This window comes from Saccharibacter floricola DSM 15669 (assembly GCF_000378165.1).
In the GTDB taxonomy this organism is placed as follows: domain Bacteria; phylum Pseudomonadota; class Alphaproteobacteria; order Acetobacterales; family Acetobacteraceae; genus Saccharibacter; species Saccharibacter floricola.
This window is the reverse complement of the sequence record NZ_KB899352.1, coordinates 1-4,768: the sequence shown is the minus strand read 5'-3', so window position 1 is coordinate 4,768 and position 4,768 is coordinate 1. Positions and strand designations below refer to the sequence as shown.

Below are 4,768 nucleotides of genomic sequence, written 5' to 3'. Positions count from 1 at the left end.
CCAGCATTGGTCACACTGCCCACAGAACCGCCATGTGACGTGAAGGTGCCATGATTCGTCACAGCTCCACCAACACTGCCATGATCAACTGTGGCTTCACCCCCTGCTACCGCTAAGGCACCATCAATTGAGCCTGTGATCTTAAGTTGACCAGCCTGAACATCCGTCAAGCCTGCATAATGGTTATGCCCACTTAAGATCGTTGTCCCTGTCCCAAGTTGGGTCACGCCTCCGCTTCCAGAAATAACCTGGCTTAACGTCACATCATTATTACGATTAATGGCTAAGGTACCATTATCAGTAATGTCAGCACGCCCAATATCCCCTGTCGCGCCACCATTGCCTAACTGCAATGTGCCACCCTCAATCACAGTTGGACGAGAGAAATTATTATTAGCACCAAGAATTAACGTCCCAGCGTCAGTCTTATGAAGCGCCGTCCCTCCGGAAACCTGACTACCATCAATAACAGAATCAATTTCATCTTTAGTGGAAGCCCCATTGCCAGAGTGATCACCAACATCAATGACCGTTTCTGGCGTAGTTGCGTAAAGCGTATCTCCTTTAATGACATACATTTTGCCATCATTATTGGCAAACTGTGCTCCATTAAAGGTAACAGGCATAAATGCCCCTGTATCAGACTTATCACTGACTTGAACGGTACCAGCCGAACCATTGAAGATGGCAAAATTATTGCCCATCCACGGGGTATTGGCCGATCCGTCTGCTTTTGTCCAATTCAGAGTACTTCCATTACCAAGAGCGCGCCATACGCCACTTCCTCCATCAATCTTACCATTTCCAGACCCACTGGCAGAACGATGACTGTCATTATCACCATCCCAAAAGTTAAAGTCTTTCCCGCCAGCAACCAAGTTCACTTGATGATCAACAGCTGTTTGAACAGTAAAGTCCACTCCCGGAAGATGAGGAACATTCACGTGCTGTATGTTCCCACTCAACTTTCCGCCATAATCATAAACACGATACACCCCAGGTCCGAGATCCCCTTGTATAAGGCTCGGCCCATTTTGGGACGGCGTCACATTCAGCGTACCACCTAAAGCGAGGTTTCCTTTGACATTCACAAAATCATTGTAAGCTCCACCCTCGGTCAAACTTTGCCCAAGATGAAGGTTTTGAATCGAATTTTGATCAAGCGTCAGACTACCATTAATTGTCGTAGACCCTGGAGAGAAAGTCGCCCCAGAATTAATATGGACATCACCACCAATCGTTGCTTGTTTGGCCGTTAAGCTAGCACCAGAAGCGACATTAAGAGTCCCGGTCGCCTTGCTATTGTCACCTTCAACATCCAAGGTGCCCGCCTCAACCTGCGTGCCACCAGTGTAGCTATTATTACCTGTCAGAACCGTCGTGCCCGATCCATTCTGAACCAACTGCCCATCGCCAGAGACCGTTTGATTGAGCACAAACGTATCACCACGATTAATCGCAAATGTAGCACCCTTCGCTACCGTAACGGCATTCCCCTGTATGCTTCCAGTATTATGCCCATCACCGAGTTGCAAGGTGCCCGCGTTAACATGCGTATCACCCTTGTAAAGCTGCTCATTTGCAATAACCGTTGTGCCTGAACCATCTTGGTTTAGAACACCATTCCCACTTACAACCTGTGTAAGATTAAAATCACCGGAGTGATTGATGGAAAGCGTACCATCATTGGCAATAGCACCGCTCCCAATACTTCCCTGCGTATGCCCATCACCAAGCTGAAGCGTGCTGCCCTGATCAATTTTAACAGCACCTGAAAAACGGTCATTATTATGCGTAACAACAGTCGTTCCAGTACCCGCCTGCTCTAACGAACCTCGCCCTGTAAGTTCTGATGATAGAACAAGCGTATTATCACGGTTAATAAGCAGCGAGCCATTCTTATTAATTTGAACGACAGGACTCGTAATCGATCCAGCCCCATGACCATCACCAAGCTGTAACGTCCCACCTTTAATCGTGGTGTTTCCACTATAACTATTATCATTCGATAAAATATTAATGCCAGATTTCTGAACCAAGTCAGCATTGCCAGTAATATGTCCGGAAAAAACATTCGTCGTCCTATCAGGGTTCTGAAGAACGAGAGTATTTCGATCAATGCCATCACTCGTGGCTTGGTCACTATCAATAGGAAGATTGATATCTCCTGCCAACGAGGTCTGCGTCTTGCCATCACCCAACTGCAACGTTCCACCAGAAAACGTTGTCGCTTGCTTAGATGTGCTTTGACCTGTCAAAAGGACAGCCTGACCATTCGCCTCATCAACTTGTAGGCTACCATTATTGCCCAAAGAGCCCATCAGAGCAAAACCTTGGTCAATCGTCCCAATATGCAAAACCCCATTAATGGAAGCTGATTGAAAGTTTCCGGTATCGTTTTGCAAGGCGATCTCAGAAATTGATCCACCGCCGCTACCCACATTCAGGGTGGTCGTATTATCATCTACAGTGAACCCTAGAGGACCAGTGATACTTCCGCCATCCAAATTAACCGTTGTGCCAGATGACATGGTTAAATTCTGAACAGATGACCCACCTCGAACATTGAGTGTCCCACCCGTAAAACTCACTGGCCCTAAGGCCTGAGATTGCCCGTCTAACGAAAATGTTGCACTATCACTGTTTGTAATATTTGAATAAGCCGTAGAATGCCCATCCATAGAAATTAGCCCATGCCCACTATTCGTTACAGCATCATTAACAGCTGAGGCGCCACTCAAAAATACCTGACCATTATCACTGTTTGAAATAGTATCAACTGAAGAGTTGTTTGCGATATGTGACGTTGCATTATCTTTATTTGTTAAATTATAAATAGCATATTGATTTTCAACTGAACTTGATACATTTACATTTCCCGTTCCACTATTATGGAAAGTTCCAACACTTCCTTCTTTAATATTAACGCTACCACTATCACTATCTAATGTACCAACTGTATAAAATCCTTCATTCGTTTTCCCAATATTAACATCTCCTCCTTTTGTATTTTGTACATAAAATGCATTTGCATTGTTTTGAATAATAAGATGTGCATTACTATTAACAATCCCTGTCCCAAAATAAGTTCCATCAGGATTTTTTATTGCGGCAGCGTTATTTGTTGGTGCACGACCAACATTTCTAGCACCATTGTCGAAAGTGGCGGTACTTCCGTCCATATTATACAATGAATGCACAATCATGGCCTTAGAACCATCTACAGTAATATGCTCATTGGCACCCGTAGCATAAACCTCTTGACCAACGATCGTTCTGTAAGATTGAGAAGCATCCCGTCCATCTATATAGACATTGTCATTTTCACTATGAAGATATTGGACATTTGCACCTGAAGAAATATTTATTTTTCCATTATTGCTATTTAAGTCTCCTGACACTTGAGACGACCCAGACACATTGACAGAGCCACCACTATTTGTCAGATTCCCGAAAATACTAGAATTATTTTGTACGTTCGCCGTTCCAGTACCGTTAATAAGGTTACCCTGTACTGTACTATTATCAAGTGTCAGCTGGCCATTCGCATTTGACGCATTTCCATTCACATTGGAGATATTTGTTAGGCTAGCGTTAGAACTTTCATTATTAATGAAATTTTGTCCTAGTGATACATTATTTAATGTAACAGGATTACTGCTATTGTTAACAACATCAGCCCCTGAAACGCTTTGCCTTGGGCTTAGTGTTTGAGCTTCAACAGGCTGAGGTGCTGTCTGCGCATATGCTGTTTGGTTAAGAAGCAAGAATGAAGCACCACAAAGAGCAGAATGCATCAAGAAAACACCACGTGACGGACATCGCTTGGCATGCATCAACTTCATCTTCATCTCCCTTAACTGTGCTGATTATTAACCGTACCAAATCGCTATCGATGCAGGACAAGACCACGTGACAGGGTACAGGCCGCCTTATTCATTTTTATGAATAAGAAAAATTATAAATGTCATTTTAAGTGATATTTTTTTTATCGTCAATAGATCATGACTGTCTAATATAATCATTTCTATTTGATATCAATAATAGTTTATAATTTTACTTAATCATGCCGATTTAAATATAAAAACTAAACTATCCCATAATATTGTTGATGTTTTTATATTGTGTAGATTTTATTTAATATATAATCAGAAATTAATCATACGAATATAAAACTTCAGTTATTATACTTATGAGAGCCATGTTTATTATTAAAGAAAGCGACCATACTCCCCCATAAAGGGGTTATAAGAGCCTTTTGGGACTTCCGGGATGAGCATTTCAGCGTAGCATGAGGCTTCCCATGGCGATGGGTGCCATGACTTCCGCGAAGTCGATGCATTTCTCATCATCCTTCACCAGACGTCGCCAGCGGATCATCCATCCCCCTCCGCTATCTGAACTATCAGCTGGCATTAGCCTGACGAGTAGCCGTCGCTTATCCGTATTGACCACCCTATGGCGCTTGCGCGCCCATACCACCTTTTTACCGGCGTCATACCCCCCACTGCTCTTTGTATGAGGGGCCCTTGATATTCTGACGGTCTATGACGCCATCAGACGAGCCGGCTTCACATCTTTCTGCCTCACACGATCCATCCATCAAACATCATAAATGCTCTGAAACAGAAAGTGACGCATCAACAAACCACCAATAGACGGCCTACCAGGGATCAAAATGAACCGAAAGCATCTCCTCCCATACACAGCCAAGGCAGACAAGAGTGCACAGCGCATTCATGATTTCAGGGGAATCGATCGGTCGTTT

1 protein-coding gene and 1 pseudogene are annotated in these 4,768 nt (G+C 43.6%); both read right to left on the bottom strand.

All coding sequences use genetic code 11. The features are described 5' to 3' along the window. The coding region (locus tag F457_RS13090) for a beta strand repeat-containing protein (RefSeq protein WP_018981273.1) at window positions 1-3,845 on the bottom strand (3,845 nt) is incomplete at its 3' end. A gap of 436 nt (window positions 3,846-4,281) precedes the next feature. Further along, window positions 4,282-4,768 (bottom strand): annotated as a pseudogene (locus F457_RS14250) (IS5/IS1182 family transposase); the annotation flags it as partial.